The sequence below is a fragment of the Streptomyces jeddahensis genome (assembly GCF_001642995.1).
Taxonomy (GTDB): Bacteria; Actinomycetota; Actinomycetes; order Streptomycetales; family Streptomycetaceae; genus Streptomyces; species Streptomyces jeddahensis.
This window is the reverse complement of record NZ_LOHS01000084.1, coordinates 58,290-74,168: the sequence shown is the minus strand read 5'-3', so window position 1 is coordinate 74,168 and position 15,879 is coordinate 58,290. Positions and strand designations below refer to the sequence as shown.

The window sequence follows — 15,879 nt, the reverse complement described above, 5'->3', positions numbered from 1 at the left end:
CAGTTCACCGCGGACGCGGCTCACCGCGACGGCGACGCCGTGGAGGGAGGCGTGGGCGGCAGGTCGTACACGTTGCTGGGCGTCACGATGCTGGTGACCGCCTTTGCGAAGAGCGTGCTGTTCTCGTTGCCCTCGTAGGGGGTGTCGGTGTTGTTGAGGATCACCAGGGTCGCCTCGGCCGACGGCAGGTAGACCGTGACCGACTGGTAGCCGGGCAGGGAGCCGTTGTGCCCGATCCAGCCGTGGTTGGTGAAGATGCCGAGGCCGTATCCGGTCCCGGCGTAGCCGGTGGGCAGGGTCCGCAGTCGCTGCGCCTGCGTGGCGGGCTTGAGGAGGGTGCCCGTCGCGGCGATACGGGCCCATGCGCGGAGGTCGGACAGGTCCGAGATCATCGCTCCGGCGGACCAGGCCCAGGACGGGTCCCAGTGCGTCGCATCGGCGACCTGGCCGTCGGGCGTCTGGGTGGTGTAGCCGTGTGCGTGCGGCTGGGGGAACTCCGCTCCGGTGGGGAAGAGCGTGTTGTCCAGCCGGCTCGGCTCCAGGACGTGCTGCTTCAGATAGTCGCCGAATCGCTGGCCGCTCGCCTTCTCCACGACCAGTCCCAGCAGGATCGCGTTCGTGTTGGAGTACTGGAACTTCTGGCCCGGCTGGAATCCCACGGGGTGCCGGAAGGCGTAGTCGAGCAGTTCCTGCGGGGTGAACCTGCGGTCGGGATCGGAGAGGAAGGCTTTGACGAAGCCCGGGTCGTCCGTGTACGGGTACAGCCCGCTGCGCATGCCGGCGAGTTGGCGCAGGGTGATCCGGTCACCGTTGGGCACGCCCTCCACGTACTTCGACACCGTGTCGTCTAGGCCGACCTTGCCCTCGTCGACCAGCCGGAGGACCGCTGTCGCGGTGAAGGTCTTGGTCTCGCTGCCGATGCGCATGCGCAGCCCGTCCGACATGGGGGCGCCGCTGCTCTTGTCGGCGACGCCGAACGCGCGGACGTAGCTGCCCTTTCCGGGAATCCACAGCCCCACGATGACGCCGGGCACGCCTGCCTGACGCAGCGTGTCGGTGACGGCTTTGTCGAGTTGTTCCGCGACCGCTGGGGTCAGATCGCGGACCGTGGCACCGGGAGAGGGTGTCCCGGACGTCGCGACCGCCGCGGCCGGCGGGACCGACTCGGGGGCGCCGGAGCACGCCGCGGATGTCAGCAGCGCGCCGGCGGACAGTGCTGCCGTCGCGATCCCGACGTGCCTGCGCATGCGCATCATCCCCAGGGGTGTTTCTTTCCGGCCTCGTGATCTTCGGGCCGACGTGCGCACCCCGAAGCCCGAGGAGGCTGCAGCGGCCAGACGTCTGCCAGGCACAACGTACGTCCGGGATGCGCGCCCTGCGGGGTGGCGGCGCCCGGGACTGACCCGTTCGGCAGCACGGCCACCACCGGCGCCCGCCCCGTCACGGCTCCGCCGACTGGAGTCCTCGCGAGGTCCGTCTGGCGGCGAGGAGCTGTCCTTCCCCGTATGTTGATCTCAGGCGCCTCCGGGAACCGGTGCCGCCTCGCGTTGGTGGTCCAAAGAAAGACGCTCCGCCCCCGGCGGGGAGATGCAGGTGCGAGACCTGCCCAACGCTCCACAGTCCAGTCGCTCCACGGTCCAGCCGCCGAGCCCGCGGTTGCGCGCGTGCACCTCGTCGGTCACTCGGTGAGCCCGGCCTTGTCGCAGGCGGTCCGGTACTCCGGGCTGCAGATCTCGTCGAGCGTGTACATGCCGTCCTTGACGAGGGTGTCCTTGATGTTGCCGACGGTCACGGACACGGGGGTCAGCAGGACGGCGGGGATGTCCTTCGCGGTGGCACTGTCGACGGTGGTCCGGGCGAGGCCGCCGATGTCCTCTCCGCGGCCCAGGGCGACGGCCATGGCGGCAGCGGCGTCCGCCTCGGGCTTGAAGGGCTTGTAGACGGTCATGTACTGGTCGCCGGTGAGGATGCGCTGCACGGCCGCGAGATCGGCGTCCTGCCCGGTGACGGGCGGAAGCGGCGTGACATCGGCGGCCTTGAGAGCGGCGATGACACCGGAGGCGATCCGGTCGTTGGCGGCGTAGACGCCGTCGATGCCGTCGACGCCCAGGGCGGCGATGGCGCCGGACATGTTGGTGTGGGCGTTCTCCTCCCGCCACCCCTCGGTGTCGTACGTCTGCGCGATCTTCACCTTGTCCTCGAGCACGGACAGCGCGCCTCCCTTGAACCAGCGCGCATTGGGATCGGTGACGGCGCCGTTCATCATCACGATCCGGCCGCCGTCCGCCTTGTCGCCCATGCCCTTCAGCAGCGCCTCGGCCTGGACCCTGCCGACCTGGGCGCCGTCGAAGGTGACGTAGCCCGAGATCGGGCCCTCGGCGAGGCGGTCGTAGGCGACGACCGGGATGCCCGCCTCCTTCATGTCCTCGACCGAGGAGCGCAGGGCCATGGGGTCGACGGCACCGAGGATCACGACCTTGATCCCTTTGGTCATCATGGAGCCCATCTGCTGCCGTTGGATCGCCGCATCTCCCCCGGCGTTGGCATACTCCACCGCGCAGTCCCCGCACAGCTCCTTGACCTTCTTCTCGATCAAGGGCTTGTCGAAGTATCCGAAGCGGGAGGTCCCGTTCGCCGGGAGCAGCAGGCCGATGGCGAAGCCGCCGTCGTCGGAGCCGGAGCCGTCGGTGCGGTCACAGGCGGCGACGCCGACCGCCAGCGACAGCGCGGTCACGACGACGGCAGTACGACCCCGCCAGCCGTTCATGCGAGGCACCTCCCTGGGCCGTCCCCCACCGCTAACCAGACAATAGACCCATATCGGAACCGGTCCGCCGTGTTGTCACCGCCGCGCCTGCATGGCGACTACGGCCGCCTGCGTCCTGACGACCGCGTCAGGCGTTTTCTCGTCGGTCAGTCCGGACGTACTCCGTCGCCGCGTCCAGCAGCCAGTCCGTCAGGTATCCGGCGAAGGACGAACGGACCAGCACCCAGAAGCCGCGCTCGGGCTGCTCCCGCGCGAACAGTACGACCTGTGTGCGGGCCAGCGTGGTCTGGGCGCAGCGTCCGGCACGGAATGCGCGCGGATACAGGTCCAGCGGGCAGCCGTGGGCCGGCAGGTCGCGGGCGCGCGGGCCTGAGACGAGCACAGCTGGTCCCGGTCACCGTCGCAAGCCCCGTCCGTGACGATCGTGGAGCGCGAGCCAGGGCAGCGCTCCTCGGGCAGGACCCAGGGACCGACCGCCCAAACTTCCCGCCACCCACCATGGCGGGGCAGGCGGCTTCACCCGGCGGCGGGCCTCACTCAGGTTGCCGCGTTGGAAGCTCATGCCGTTGATGCTGCTGGAGCCGCTCAGCACCTTGCCGCGCGCGTGGTAGATGCGCCGACGCTTGCGAGCTTTGGGTTTCGCAGCTGTTACTTGCGCCGCCGTTGTTTACTGCGCGTATGGTTTCGCTGTGAGCCACTTCAGTTCGGATACCGAGACGACCAGTTCAGGGGCCGGCGGCGTACAGTCCGTCGACCGCGCCATCAGCGTCCTGGAGATCCTGGCCCAGCGCGGCGAGGCGGGCGTCAGCGAGGTGGCTGCAGAGATCGAGGTTCACAAGTCCACCGCGTTCCGGCTGCTCGGCGCCCTGGAGGCGCGCGGTCTGGTGGAGCAGGCGGGCGAGCGCGGCAAGTACCGGCTCGGCTTCGGCATCGTACGCCTGGCCGGCGCGGTCACGGGACGCATCGACATCACCCAGCAGGGCCGCCCGGTCTGCGAGCGCCTCGCGGAGGAGATCGGCGAGACGGTCAACATCGCCGTGATGCAGGAGCACTACGCGATCAACCTGTACCAGGTGCGCGGTCCGGGGGCCGTCACCGCGCACAACTGGGTAGGCCAGCTGACCCCGTTGCACGCAACGTCCAGCGGCAAGATCCTGCTGGCCCACCTGCCCGCCAGGCAACGCGCCGCACTGCTGTCCGACGCCGGCCTGGAGAAGCTGACCCCGCACACCCTGACCTCGAAGACGAAGCTCGAGAAGAACCTCGCCGAGGCCCGGGAGCGCGGCTACGCGTACACCCTGGAGGAGCTGGAGATCGGTCTCCATGCCATGGCCGCTCCCGTCCGCAACCGGGACGGCGAGGTCATCGCGGCGCTCAGCGCCTCCGGGCCCTCGTACCGCTTCACCGAGGAGCGCATGCACGAGCTCTCGCCGGTGCTGCTCAAGGGCGCGGAGGAGATCAGCCACCGGATGGGCTTCCTGGGCTGATCCGGTCCCTGCACGACGCGGTCGCCGCTACTCGGGCTGCAGGAGCCGGGGAGGGTGGCGATCAGGCTCTCCGGCAGGCTGGTCGAGGTCACAGTGCACTCATCGCGGGGAACGTCGTGGCGGCTGCGAGTTGCTTGCGCCAGCGGGTGAAGAGCCGCAGCTGGTTCATTCCGAGCACCGCGACGGGGTGTCCGGCGCGGCGGTAGACGGCCAGGAAGCTGCGGTCGTCCGGGGACCCTTCCTCGACCGTGACGCTGTCGGCCCCGGCGGAGTGGCCCACGAACTGGATCGTCACGCCGTACTGGTCGGACCAGAAGTACGGCGGTTTGGGCAGGCCCGGTTCAGCTGCTCCCCCGGAGAGCAGCGCGGCCACGGCCGCGTCGGGCCGCTCCCGGGCGCCGGTCCAGTGCTCGACGCGGCGGTGGATGCCCGCGACCGGGTCGTACCAGTTGGCGCAGTCGCCGACGGCGACCACACCGGCGAGACTGGTACGGCCGTCGGCCCCGCACTTCACGCCGTTCTCGAGTGCGACACCCGATCCCTCCAGCCAGTCGACGCAGGGGCGGGCGCCCACTCCGACGACCACGAGGTCGGCGGGCAGGGTCCGGCCGTCCTCCAGCAGGACCGCGTCGACGCGGGTCTCCCCGCTCAGCCCCTTCACACCGACGCCGCACAACAGCCGTACGCCGTGGTCCGCGTGGAGCGCTGAGACGACGCTGCCCATGGTCTCGCCGAGTGGACCGGCCAGTGGTGTGGGCGCCGCCTCGACGACCGTCACATCCAGGCCCATCCCGTGGGCGGTGGAGGCCACTTCGGCGCCGATGAACCCGCCCCCGATGACGACGAGCCGCCCGCCCAGGGCGAGTTCATCGCGCAGGGCGCGTGCGTCGTCCAGCGTGCGCAGCGTGTGCACTCCGGCGAGACCGTCGGTGCCCGGCAGCGCCCGCGCCGCCGCGCCGGTGGCGATGACGATGCCGTCGGCCCGTACGGAGCGGCCGTCGGCGAGCCGTACGGTGCGGGTCTGGCGGTCGAGTCCGGTGGCCCGGGCCCCGAACAGCCATTCCGCCTGCAGGTCCTCGTCGTCCGTCTCCAGCGCGAGATCCGCTTCGCCCATGCCGCCGGCGAGGAACTCCTTGGACAGCGGCGGCCTGTCGTACGGGCGGTGCGGTTCGTCGCCGATGACGACCAGCCGCCCGTCGTACCCCCGCTTCCGCAGCGAGCGCGCCGCCGACAACCCGGCCAGCGAGGCGCCCACCACGGCCACCGTCCTCACGCGGCTCCTCCGGCGAGCCGGGACGCGACGCAGGGCGGCAGGTTCGGGGCGTCCGTGGACGGCTGGACGTAGATCACGCCGTCCTCGATCAGGACCTGGTGGGTGCGCACGGGCAGCTTCGCCGGCGGTGCGTCGACCGCGCCGGTCCGGAGGTCGAACTTCGAGGCATGCAGCGGGCATTCGACCTCGGGGCCCTCCAGCCAGCCGTCGGCGAGCGAGGCGTCCTGGTGGGTGCAGGTGTCGTCGATCGCGAAGACCTCGCCGTCGTCGGTGTGGAACACCGATATCGGCGGGTCGATGTCGAGCCGGAAGGCCTCGCCTCGCGGCAGATCTGCGAGACGGCACGCGGGAATCATCATGACACCTCGGTGCGTATAGCGGAACGGATTGCGGTAAGCGCAACATCAGTCTGAGGTTCCCCCAAACCCTTGTCAAGGAGTTCCAGAGGCCCTTCGGGCACGGTTCGACGCGCGCGCGAAAACGCCGAACGGCGGCCTCGCCATGGGCGTCGTCGAGCGCCGTACGGGCGTCGTACGGGCGTCGTACGGGCGTCGTCGAACGCCGGCGAGACCGCCGTTCCCGGGGGGTGTGGGTCCGGTGTGGGTCCGGTCAGAAACCGCGGTCGATCCACCGTTGATCGTTTCCAGGCTGACTGGGGCGCCCTTCCCTCGCGCGACGACAGCACGGACCTGGTGGGTCAAGGATCGGTGAGCAGGCTGGTTCATGGAGCGCCTCGCTGCACCAGCGGATCCTTGATCGTCAAGCGATCGGAGTCACCGACGCGGCGAGCAGGGCCGTGTCGTCGTCGACACGGCCGGGCACGTCGAGCAGTTGCAGGGCTCGCCCGATGATGGACTTCGGGTCCGCCAGTGCGGGCGGAGAGAGCGTGGCGCAGGCGCGGCGCAGTGCGGCCAGCCCGGTGTCCAGAGGCAGCCCGTGGTTCTCCACCAGGCCGTCGGTGTACAGCAACAGACCCGCGGTGGGACGCAGTTCCAGCTCGTGGTGGCAGGGTGCGTCTCCGGCGAGTCCCAGCGGGGTACCCGGACGGACGTCGAGGAAGCCGGTCCGTTCGCCGGCCACCATCAGGGGCGGGAGATGGCCGCTCGAGGCGTACGAGAGCCGGTGTGTCCGCGGTTCGTACTCCGCATACAGGCAGGTCGCGAAGTGGTCGACGTCGAGTGACCTCAGGTAGGCGTCCAGCTTCGCCAGGATCACCTCGGGCGGTTCGCGGTCCAGCGCGAGCCCGCGCAGTGCCGAACGCAGCCGGCCCATCACCGTGGCGGCATCGACGTCGTGGCCCATGACGTCGCCTATCGCCAGCCCCATGCCGCCGTCGGAGAGCGCGATCACGTCGTACCAGTCGCCGCCGATCTCCGCTCCCGTGCCGCTGGCCCGGTAGTAGGAGGCGGTGCGCAGGCCGGGTGTCTGGGGCAGTTGCTGCGGGAGCAGCGCACGCTGGAGGGTCAGGGCGAGATGGCGTTCGTTCTGGTAGCGGGTCGCGTTGTCGTACGCCAGGGCGAGCCGGCTGGCCAGGGCGTCGAGGTATCGCTGGTCGCCCTGGGAGTAGGCCCCTCGGTGCCTGGCGATGGCGACGGCTCCCATGACCTGGCCGCGGGAGAGCAGCGGTGCGCACAGCACGGTGGCGGGCAGACCCGCCCGCCCCCAGTCGCTACCGGACGTGATGACGGCGTCGAGCGCGTGGTCGAGGAGCTCTTCGTCGAACACCCGGTCCCCTGCGGCGAAGACCGGCTCGGCGGCCCGCGGATCGGTCAGGCGTATCCGGATCTCGTCGGCCAGGATGGGGATCACGATCTCGCCGGCACTCTCCAGGACCTGCGGCGGCTCGAGGCTCTCGCTGAGCTTCAGGCCGGCCTGGGCCAGCGTGGAGACCATGTCCGCATGACGGCGGCTCTCCTCGAGCACCTGCTCACGCAGCCGCGACAGCTCGAGGTTGGCCCGCACCCGGGCGAGCAGCTGGCGCGCCGAGAAGGGCTTGGCAAGGTAGTCGTCCGCACCCGTCTCCAGGCCCTGCACCGTCGCCTCCTCACCCGCCATCGCCGTGAGCATGATGATCGGCAGGCGGGTGGTGCGGGGGTGGGAGCGCAGCGCCTGTACGAGGGCGAAACCGTCGAGACGCGGCATCATCACGTCGGTCAGGACCAGATCGACGGGCCGGGCCAGGGCGGCCTCCAGCGCTGCCTGGCCGTCGGACGCCAGCAGCACGTCGTATTCGGGATCGAGAAGCCCGGTGAGGTACGAGCGCATGTCGGCGTTGTCGTCGACGACGAGGACGCGGGCGTGGCGGGGCTCCTCGGTGCCGGGCGGGGTGGCGGCGGGTGGGGCCGGCGCAGGTTCCGCGTCGGATACGGCATCGGTGCGGGTAGGGGGACGCGTATCCGCGCCGGTCGCCTCGGCTGAGGGTGCCGCGTCCGCATCACGGCCCGGCCCGGTTTCGGCCCACCGCCGTGCCTGGCCGACATAGCCCACCGCGCGCGCCCGGAGAGCGTCCGGGTCCGGCGGGCGTACCGGTCTGCCGCGTTCGACGCCGGGTCGCTGCTGTTCCGGCAGATGCGCCGTGCCGAACGGTATGTCCACCGTGAACTCGCTGCCCTCGTCCGGTCGGCTGGTCACCGACACGGTGCCTGCGTGCAGCTCGACCAGGTCCTTGACCAGGGACAGTCCGATGCCGCTCCCCTCGTAGGAACGGGAACGGGACTCTGCGTCCCGCACCTGGTGGAAGCGCTCGAACAGGCGGGGCAGCTCCTCCTCGGGGATGCCCGTCCCGGTGTCGGTCACCGTCAGCCGTGCCCATCGGCCCGCGGCCCTCATCCGCACCACGACGCCGCCTTCGGCGGTGAACTTGAGCGCGTTGCTCAGCAGGTTGAGGACGATCTTCTCCCACATCTCCCGGTCGACGTGCACCGGCTCCGGCAGCGGCGGGCAGTCGATCCGCAGCTCCATGCCGGCCAGCTCGAAGGCCGACCGGAACATCGCCGACAGTTCCGCGGTCAGCTGCGCGAGATCCACCGGCTCGAAGACGGCGTGGAGCCGTCCGGCCTCGGCCCGTGACACGTCGAGCAGCGTGTTGACGAGCTTCAGCAGGCGCTGCGCGTTGCGCTCGGCGAGTTCGAGCTCGGCGCGCCGCTCCGGGTGGGTTTCGCGCGCGATCGCCTGCTGGACCGGGCCCAGCATCAGGGTGAGCGGGGTGCGGAACTCATGGCTGACGTTGGAGAAGAAGGCGGTCTTGGCGCGGTCCAGCTCGGCCAGCTCGTCCGCGCGCCGGCGGTTCTCCAGCTGGGCGTGCGCCGCCGACAGCGCCGCGCTGACCAGCGAGGCGAGTACGTCGAGGAACTCCCGGTACGCGGCGGTGGCCGGCAGCATCGGGTTGACGCCCACGACGAGGACGCCTGCCACACCGCTCGCGCGGGTCAGGGGCAGGGCCCATGCGTCCGGCAGGGCCGTCGCTTCCTTTCCGACGGCGGAGGGGCCCGCGAGGTAGGCGCCCGGAAGCCTGGCAGGGGTGGCCTCCTCCACGACCGGCGCCAGGGCGGCCGCGAGTCCGGGCACACGGGTCGCGCCGGTGGTCCCGTCGGCAGCCGCGACGGTGGTCCGCCCGGCAGCCGCGCCCGTGGTCCCTTGGAGCTGGACGCTTTCCGGCGGCTGGACGGCGGCCTCCGAGAAGCCCGCCGAAGCGGCGAGGCGGAGCTCCCCGGGCGCGCCCATCAGGTAGAGGAGGGCCAGCGGCACGTCCTCACGGTTGGCTTGCAGCACCTCGGCGACCGCACGGGCGACATCCTGCGGGGTGAGGAGCCCGGCCGTGCGGGAGCCGATGTCCGCGAGCAGACCCAGGCGCCGCTCGCTCAGGACCCGGGCCGTGGTCTCGTTGACGACGGCCAGTACGCCTCCCACCTGGCCGTCGTCCAGCAGGAGCGGCTGGACGGAGCCGTCGTAGTACGACTTCTCCAGGAAGCCGTACCGCTGGAAGACGAAGGGGCGGCTGCTGTAGCCGACCGGTTGCCGGCTGTCCCTCACACCTCTGATGAGCGGCCCTCCGCCGGACTCGTACTCCCAGGCCTCGCCGAACACCTCCGCAGCGGGCGTCCCCAGCGCTCCGGGGTGCAGGATTCCGAGTACGGCCGAGTACCCCTCGTTGTAGAGCATCGTGAGCTCGGGGCCCCAGAAGAGCACCATGGGCTGCTTCGTGGCCAGGATGATGCGCAGTGCCTCGATGAGCCGTGTCGGCCATGAACGGACGGGTCCGAGTGGCGTCGCCGACCAGTCGACTCGGCTCATCAGCCTGCCCAGCGCGCCGCCCCCGGCGAACACCTCGGCCGCCGCCGTCGCATGATCGTCGGACGTGGTCATCGGCTCGGCCTCTCCTTGGGCACAGCCTCACAGAGCCCGATGGCACGGCCTCACACAGCGCGGTCGCGCCGCAGACGCACTGTTTATCTCAAATATCCTCTCCCTCGTGTCGGGGGTCGACCCGGCGCACCCGGGCAAGGCCGCTCGTCGACGCCGCGCGCGGCCGCCGTACGCACTCTGCCGTCGGCCGCGCCCGGCATCGGGCGGTCCCGGCGCCCGTCAACGTCCGGACGGGGGCAATGACCTGTGCGCGGACATCCCCGACGCCCTGTCGGACCAGTGCGTTCCGGCCGATACTGCGCGGATGACCACGCCCTCTGACGCCGTACCTCTGCCGCTGTCTCTGCCGCTGGGTGAAGTCCCGGCCGCGCCCGACTGGTTCAGCAAGGACGCCGCCCGCTGGTGCGCCGCGGCCCCGCCCCGGTGGACCGGGCTCGGTCTGCAGGCCCTGGCCCTGGTCGTCGCGCTGGTCGGCGGCCTGCTGGTCATCGGTTTCTCGGAGCCGGACCAGGTGTGCTCGGAACGCGATCCGTGCGGCACCGACTGGCAACTGCTGCCGTTCGCGGCGGTCCTGGTGTTCCTGCCGTGCGCGGTGCTGTGGCTGCCGAGCGTGGCGCGTGTGCTGCTGCCGTTCGGGCTCGTCGTGCCGGTAGCGGGGTTGGCCGGCGCCTCACGGCTCTCCGCGGGATTTCTGGCCGGTGGCGCGGTCATGGCGCTCGGCCTTGCGGTGGCTTGGTGTGCGGTGCACGTACGGCTGCGTGCCCGTGGCCGTCAGCGTGCGCTCCACGAGGAGGCGACCGCCGGCTACCGGGCGGCGCTGCCGCGCCCGCTTCCCCGCTTCCGAGGCGGGTTGGTGCGGATCACGACCGGAGCCGTTCTCCTCCTGGTCGGCGGCTTGTTCGTGCTGTGGGGTGTGGTCGCCCAGTCCGAGTCGGACGCCCGTGGCGCACGAGCCGAGGCCGTCCCGGCTGTGGTCCTCGGCTACGCGGAAGGGGGCGACGGCGACCCCGATGTGCGCGTCGAGTTCCTGGAAGGCCCGTACCCCGGTGAGACCCGCACCATCGGCTCGGGGTACGCGCACGGCTACCCGGTCGCCCGTACCGTGACCGTCCTCGTGGACGGGACATGGCTGCGGTTGCGCGCGGAGCCGTACGACGCGATGCCGCAGCAACTGGCGGCCGCCCTCTTTCTGGCGCCGGGCGCCGCACTGATCGGCCGTGGGCTCCTCCTCAACCGGCGGGCCCGCGCGCTGCGTTCGGGCCCGCAGCCGGTGCTTCGCGTGGCGGTGTGGCCGTCGACGGGGGAACAGGTGGTCGACCTGTATCCGGTGAACGCGGCGGACGCCGGTGACGTGCGGGCCCGGGCCCTCCGCAGGCACGACCAGACGGTGGTCATCCGCGAGGCCGAACCGGAGGACGACCTCGCCGCCTGGGACGTGGGAGTGGACGAGCTCGATGACGAAGAAAACGACGAGCTCGACGACGAAGACGCATACGAGGATGAGGACGAGTACTTCGCCGGTGTCCTCTACGGCCCCTTCCACGAGGACGCCGCCCCCGCACTCCTCACGGGACTTCCCCGCGGGGGCGTAGTCCTCGCCGTGCTCGGCGATGTCGTCGCCGGTTGAGGCGGCGTGCCCTCTCCCGACGGCTCGCTGACGTCGCTCAGATTGCTTCAGGAGTTCAGGAAGTCCGCGAGGCCCGCGAGCAGCCTCTCGACGTCGTCCGCGTCGTTGTAGGGGGCGAGGCCGACACGGAGGCCGCCGGTGTCTCCCAGGTCGAGCCGGCGGGACGCCTCGAGCGCGTAGAAGGAGCCGGAGGGGGCATGGACGCCGCGCTCGGCCAGGTAGCGGTAGGCGTCCGTCGTGCTGTGGCCGTCGAAGGTCAGAAGCAGGGTGGGGGTGCGCTCGGCCGCCCGGGAGTGGATCGTGATCTGTTCGAAGGCGGACAGCCCCTTCTCGATCTGCGCGCGGAGGGTGTCCTCGTGCTCCTCGATCGCTGCGAACGCGGACGCGAGGCGCTCCCGGCGGCCCCGCTCGGCGTTCGCGCCGAGTCCGCCGAGTCCGGCGAGGAAGTCGACGGCGGCGCGGGTGCCCGCAAGGAACTCGTACGGCAGGGTGCCGAGCTCGAAGCGTTCGGGAACCGCGTTCGTCGACGGCAGCAGCTTGTCCGGCTGCAGGGGCTCGAGGAGCGCGGGCCGGGCGGCGAGGACGCCGAGGTGAGGGCCGAGGAACTTGTACGGGGAGCACGCGAAGAAGTCGGAGCCGAGCCGCTCGATGTCGACAAGGGTGTGGGCGGTGTAGTGGACGCCGTCGACGTAGAGCAGCGCGCCGGCCTGGTGCACCAGACGGGAGATCTCGGCTATCGCGGGGCGCGTGCCGATCAGATTCGATGCGGCGGTCACCGCGACCAGGCGGGTCCGGTCGGAGAGGACGGCGCGGATGTCGTCGGGGGTCAGTTCGCCCGTCGCGGGGTCGAAGTCCGCCCACCTGACCGTGGCGCCTGCCTGCGCCGCGGCCTGGATCCACGGGCGGATGTTGGAGTCGTGGTCCAGGCGCGTGACGACCACCTCGTCCCCCGGCGACCACGTCTTGGCCAGGGTCCGGGAGAAGTCGTAGGCGAGCTGTGTGGCGCTGCGGCCGAAGACGATCCCGGACGGGTCCGCGCCCAGCAGGTCGGCCATCGCCTGGCGGGCCTCGGTGACGATCGTGTCGGCGTTGCGCTCCCCCGGCGTCCCGTCGCCACGGTTCGAAAGCGGCTGTACTAGCGCGTTCGTGACGGCTTCGATCACGGGCAGCGGAGTCTGCGTACCGCCGGGCCCGTCGAAGTGCGCCGTTCCGGCCGCGAGGGCGGGGAACTGTGCGCGGATCGCGGCGATGTCGTACATGGTGGTCTCGTCCGTCACGAGGAACTCCTGTCGGGCCTGGGAGCGCATGCCCAGGTAGTGCGGTCAGGTCAGCTGGTGACGACGGTATATCCGAATATCCGATGCAGACCGGCGCACGTCGTGCAAGTGCGGGCCCGCAGGCGCACCCTGGAATCAGCGGTTCCGGAGGTGATCGTGATGATGCAACACCCCGTCGGATGGCACGTCGAGCTGGAATTCGAGGAGGACAATCACCACACCCGCGCCGCCGGCCTCGTGCGGCTCCCGGATGGCAGCGAGGTGCGGTCCCACGGATACGCCAGCCGCCACCCCTCCGACTCGAACCAGCCGAGGGTCGGCGAGGAGGTGGCAGGAGCCAGAGCACTCAACGACATGGCGACCAAGCTGCTGACCAAGGCGCACGACGAGATCGACGAGGCGTCGGGCAGGACGTCGCACCCGCTGACCCCCTGACCTGACCTGGCGCCACGTCGGTACGGGCGTGATACCCGTCCCGTGGTGTGGCAGGCGGACCGGTCCGCCTGCCACACCACGGGACGGGGCAACGGCATGGCCGTCCACTCTCACGGCCCGGCGTATGCGCGGCCGCACGGGCGGGGCGGTCCGGCGCGGCGGTCCGGCGCGAAACGCCTGACAGCGGGGCGCGGGGCGTGAGGCCGTCCCGACACGGGATGGCGGGTCCTCACCCGGCGAGCGGCATGTTCGCGCTGCCCGGCGGCATGTTGTACGGCGTCACCACCTGGATCGCCGAGGGCAGGAACGGGCCCTCGTCCGGCAGCGCATGGTGCGCGCGCATGATCGTCTGGCAGGCGCGGCGCATGTCCTGGCGCAGGTCGTGGTGGAGTACGGCGGAGAGCCGCCGCTCTCGGAGGAGGCGGGTGTTGTCGTGGTCGAGATCGTGGGCGACGAAGACGGCGAGCTCGCGGTCCAGGGCCTGGAACGCGTCGAGCGTGGCGGCGTTGCCGCCGCCGATGGAGTAGACCGCGTTGATGGTCTCGTCCCGCTTGAGCGCTTCAAGGACGAGGTCCCGCTGGGTCGCGTCGAGCCCGTCGGTGTCCGTGACCTCGACCAGTGACCGCCCGGGGTGGGCGCTGCGCATCACGCTGCGGAAGCCCATTTCGCGCTCCTCCTCGTTGCGGAAGGAGCCGTGGCTGATGGTGACGAGGACGCTGCCGGGGCGGTCGCCGAGCCACTGTCCGAGGAGATAGGCGGCGGTGGCTCCGGCGGCCCGGTTGTCGATGCCGACGTAGGCGCTGCGTGCGCTGCCGGGCAGGTCGGTCACCAGCGTGACCACGGGGATGCCCGCCGCGACAAGCCGGCTGACGGCGGCGGTGACCTCGGGTACGTCCGGGGCCTTGAGGATCACGCCCTGGGAGCCTCGCTTGGCGATCCGGTCCAGCGTCATGATCAGTTCCGACACCGGGCCGGTCTCGCGGAAGTGGAAGCGTGAGCGCATGACCGCGGGGTGCAGGGCCGGAAGCTCGGCCTCCAGGGCGTCCCGTACCGCCGACGAGAACCGCTCCGGCGTCTGCATCACGATGTCGATCATGAAGGTGCGGCCGCCGATGCGTACCTGCGTCCGCTGCCGGTCCAGGTCCGCGATGGCCTGGCGCACCTCCCGCACGGTGCTCTCCCGGACGCCGCCGCGGTTGTTGAGGACGCGGTCGACGGTGGCCGTGCTCAGGCCGGCCTGCCGGGCGATCTCCCTGATCGGGTACGGGTGTGCCATGGCTGTTCCCTGTCTCGTCCCTGTCTCGGATGACGGCTTCGAATGACGGCTTGGAATGATGTCTCTGAATGATGGCTTTTTGATGGATGTCTGCTCATTGCGTGATGGGCACCGGTTCTCAAGACTGACGGAAACAGCACCGCTTCGGAAGGACCCGCCGATGCTCCCCACCGCTACGGCATCACGGGCGTGGCTCAGTGAGGACGACTGCAGCCTCGACGACCTGCGCTCCCTGGTCGGGCAGAGCACCGCGGTGGGCGACTATCCGTCCGCCGAGGCTGTCGAGCAGAACGTCCTGCTGTACGACTCGGCCCGTCTGCGTGACCTCGCCGCCACTCGGGACGGTCGCCGGTCGGTCCAGGCGGAGCTGGTCCGGGCCCTGCTGGACGGCCCCGGCATCGTCGTCCTCCAGCGCGCGTTCACGGACGGGGACATCGTGGACCGGGCGACCGCCGCCTTCCAGGCACTGATCGACGAGGAACGCGCGGCGGGCACGGCGCGCGGCGATCATTTCGCCCAGCCGGGTGCCAACGACCGGGTCTGGAACGCGCTGGAGAAGATGGCCGTCCGGTCACCCGAGGTGTTCGCCGACTACTACGCCAACGACATGCTGGCGCTCATCGCGGACGCCTGGCTCGGCCCTGGCTACCAGGTGACCTCGCAGATCAACGTGGTCAACCCGGGCGGTGCGGCCCAGAGCGTGCACCGCGACTACCACCTCGGATTCCTGTCCCAGGACCAGGCGGCCGCCTATCCGGCACACGTACACCGCCTCTCCCCCGTGCTGACCCTGCAGGGCGCGGTCGCCCACTGCGACATGCCGGTGGAGTCGGGGCCGACGCTGTATCTGCCCCACTCGCAGAAGTACGAGCCGGGTTATCTCGCCTGGCGACGGCATGAGTTCATCGACTACTTCGAGCGGCACCACATCCAGCTGCCCCTGGCCAAGGCCGACGCCGTCTTCTTCAACCCCGCGCTCTTCCACGCGGCGGGCCACAACCGGTCCGCGGACATCAGGCGCATGGCGAACCTGCTGCAGATCAACTCGGCTTTCGGTCGTGCCATGGAGACCGTCGACCGTGAGGCGATGGCGAACGCGCTGTTCCCGGTGCTGCTGCGCCGCAAGGCCGAGGGTGCCTCCGAGGAGTGGCTGCGCCGTGTGGTCGCCGCCTCGGCCGAGGGCTATCCCTTCCCCACCAACCTGGACCTCGACCCGCCGGTCGACGGTCTGGCCCCGCCGTCGCAGGCGGACACCGTATGGCAGGCGCTCAACGAGGGCTGGAGCCCGGACAGGCTGCGCCAGGAACTGCAGGCCGGCACCGAGCGCCGGCAGAGCTGACCGGCAGAGCTGACCGGTAGAGCTGAAAGGAAA

Annotated in this window: 11 protein-coding genes and 1 pseudogene; 4 read left to right on the top strand and 8 right to left on the bottom strand. The window is 70.9% G+C overall.

Translation table 11 applies throughout. The features are described from left to right. Positions 1 to 20: 20 nt before the first annotated feature. The 3 genes and pseudogenes from STSP_RS17780 to STSP_RS38470 all read right to left on the bottom strand — a co-directional run. Positions 21 to 1,247 carry a serine hydrolase domain-containing protein gene (locus STSP_RS17780; protein WP_067279013.1) on the bottom strand — a complete coding sequence of 409 codons (1,227 nt, stop codon included), beginning with the start codon at positions 1,245 to 1,247 and terminating at the stop codon, positions 21 to 23. Between the two features lie 431 nt (positions 1,248 to 1,678). Beyond that, positions 1,679 to 2,767, bottom strand: coding sequence for a substrate-binding domain-containing protein (locus STSP_RS17775; RefSeq protein ID WP_067278733.1), 1,089 nt, complete (start codon positions 2,765 to 2,767; stop codon positions 1,679 to 1,681). A gap of 127 nt (positions 2,768 to 2,894) precedes the next feature. Continuing rightward, a pseudogene (locus tag STSP_RS38470) lies at positions 2,895 to 3,149 on the bottom strand (sarcosine oxidase subunit gamma family protein); the annotation flags it as partial. A gap of 307 nt (positions 3,150 to 3,456) precedes the next feature. Between STSP_RS38470 and STSP_RS17765 the strand changes: the two are divergent. Then, positions 3,457 to 4,254, top strand: coding sequence for an IclR family transcriptional regulator (locus STSP_RS17765; RefSeq protein ID WP_067278730.1), 798 nt, complete (start codon positions 3,457 to 3,459; stop codon positions 4,252 to 4,254). A gap of 88 nt (positions 4,255 to 4,342) precedes the next feature. On the opposite strand, the gene STSP_RS17760 is transcribed toward STSP_RS17765, so the two are convergent. From STSP_RS17760 to STSP_RS40805, 3 genes are all read right to left on the bottom strand, one after another. Then, positions 4,343 to 5,527 (bottom strand): NAD(P)/FAD-dependent oxidoreductase, encoded by a 1,185-nt coding sequence (locus tag STSP_RS17760; RefSeq protein WP_067278728.1) that lies wholly within the window; start codon positions 5,525 to 5,527, stop codon positions 4,343 to 4,345. Next, a complete protein-coding gene (locus STSP_RS17755; RefSeq protein ID WP_067278725.1) occupies positions 5,524 to 5,886 on the bottom strand; it encodes a bifunctional 3-phenylpropionate/cinnamic acid dioxygenase ferredoxin subunit in 363 nt (120 codons plus the stop codon). Before STSP_RS17755 ends, STSP_RS17760 begins: the two co-directional genes overlap by 4 nt. Positions 5,887 to 6,286: 400 nt before the next feature. Next, the gene (locus tag STSP_RS40805; RefSeq protein ID WP_067278723.1) at positions 6,287 to 9,892 is read right to left on the bottom strand and encodes a SpoIIE family protein phosphatase; all 3,606 of its coding nucleotides are present in this window, start codon (positions 9,890 to 9,892) and stop codon (positions 6,287 to 6,289) included. A gap of 304 nt (positions 9,893 to 10,196) precedes the next feature. Between STSP_RS40805 and STSP_RS17745 the strand changes: the two genes are divergently transcribed. Next, on the top strand, positions 10,197 to 11,519 hold the full coding sequence (locus tag STSP_RS17745; RefSeq protein ID WP_067278720.1) for a hypothetical protein: 1,323 nt from the start codon (positions 10,197 to 10,199) through the stop codon (positions 11,517 to 11,519). Positions 11,520 to 11,566: 47 nt separating this feature from the next. On the opposite strand, the gene STSP_RS17740 is transcribed toward STSP_RS17745, so the two are convergent. Then, a complete protein-coding gene (locus STSP_RS17740; RefSeq protein WP_067279011.1) occupies positions 11,567 to 12,778 on the bottom strand; it encodes a cysteine desulfurase-like protein in 1,212 nt (403 codons plus the stop codon). A gap of 177 nt (positions 12,779 to 12,955) precedes the next feature. On the opposite strand from STSP_RS17740, the gene STSP_RS17735 reads away from it, so the two are divergent. After that, entirely contained in the window at positions 12,956 to 13,231 is a 276-nt protein-coding gene (locus STSP_RS17735) for a DUF1876 domain-containing protein (RefSeq protein WP_198547373.1), read from the top strand. A 229-nt stretch (positions 13,232 to 13,460) separates the two neighbouring features. Here the strand turns inward: STSP_RS17735 and STSP_RS17730 are convergent, their stop codons facing one another. Beyond that, positions 13,461 to 14,507, bottom strand: coding sequence for a LacI family DNA-binding transcriptional regulator (locus tag STSP_RS17730; protein WP_067278716.1), 1,047 nt, complete (start codon positions 14,505 to 14,507; stop codon positions 13,461 to 13,463). Positions 14,508 to 14,667: 160 nt separating this feature from the next. Here STSP_RS17730 and STSP_RS17725 point away from each other — a divergent pair, with 160 nt between their 5' ends. After that, the gene (locus STSP_RS17725) at positions 14,668 to 15,846 is read left to right on the top strand and encodes a phytanoyl-CoA dioxygenase family protein (RefSeq protein ID WP_067278713.1); all 1,179 of its coding nucleotides are present in this window, start codon (positions 14,668 to 14,670) and stop codon (positions 15,844 to 15,846) included. The last annotated feature ends 33 nt before the right edge of the window (positions 15,847 to 15,879 follow it).

Bases quoted from the DNA above. Each gene is read 5' to 3' on its own strand.
- STSP_RS17780 (WP_067279013.1), bottom strand. From the start codon at position 1,247: ATGCGCAGGCACGTCGGGATCGCGACGGCAGCACTGTCCGCCGGCGCG.
- STSP_RS17775 (WP_067278733.1), bottom strand. From the start codon at position 2,767: ATGAACGGCTGGCGGGGTCGTACTGCCGTCGTCGTGACCGCGCTGTCG.
- STSP_RS17755 (WP_067278725.1), bottom strand. From the start codon at position 5,886: ATGATGATTCCCGCGTGCCGTCTCGCAGATCTGCCGCGAGGCGAGGCC.
- STSP_RS40805 (WP_067278723.1), bottom strand. From the start codon at position 9,892: ATGACCACGTCCGACGATCATGCGACGGCGGCGGCCGAGGTGTTCGCC.
- STSP_RS17745 (WP_067278720.1), top strand. From the start codon at position 10,197: ATGACCACGCCCTCTGACGCCGTACCTCTGCCGCTGTCTCTGCCGCTG.
- STSP_RS17740 (WP_067279011.1), bottom strand. From the start codon at position 12,778: ATGTACGACATCGCCGCGATCCGCGCACAGTTCCCCGCCCTCGCGGCC.
- STSP_RS17735 (WP_198547373.1), top strand. From the start codon at position 12,956: ATGATGCAACACCCCGTCGGATGGCACGTCGAGCTGGAATTCGAGGAG.
- STSP_RS17730 (WP_067278716.1), bottom strand. From the start codon at position 14,507: ATGGCACACCCGTACCCGATCAGGGAGATCGCCCGGCAGGCCGGCCTG.
- STSP_RS17725 (WP_067278713.1), top strand. From the start codon at position 14,668: ATGCTCCCCACCGCTACGGCATCACGGGCGTGGCTCAGTGAGGACGAC.